At 54.0% G+C, this 226-nt stretch carries 2 tRNA genes; both read left to right on the forward strand.

The features are described 5' to 3' along the window. Positions 1-44: 44 nt before the first annotated feature. Positions 45-121: transfer RNA gene (locus A8L45_RS23585), tRNA-Met, on the forward strand. A gap of 28 nt (positions 122-149) precedes the next feature. Then, a tRNA-Cys gene (locus tag A8L45_RS23590) sits at positions 150-223 on the forward strand. The last annotated feature ends 3 nt before the right edge of the window (positions 224-226 follow it).

Here is a 226-nt window from a genome sequence, read left to right on the forward strand (position 1 = left end):
TCCAAATTCAGGCTGTCATTATGCCTTAAATAATGAAATACGGACGCGGGGTGGAGCAGTTTGGTAGCTCGTCGGGCTCATAACCCGAAGGTCGTCGGTTCAAATCCGGCCCCCGCAACCAATTCCCAGATTCAAAAATAGATAAGTACGGCGCGTTGGCAGAGTGGCTATGCAGCGGATTGCAAATCCGTGGACCTCGGTTCGACTCCGGGACGCGCCTCCATCC

The organism is Veronia pacifica (assembly GCF_001707825.1).
Taxonomy (GTDB): domain Bacteria; phylum Pseudomonadota; class Gammaproteobacteria; order Enterobacterales; family Vibrionaceae; genus Veronia; species Veronia pacifica.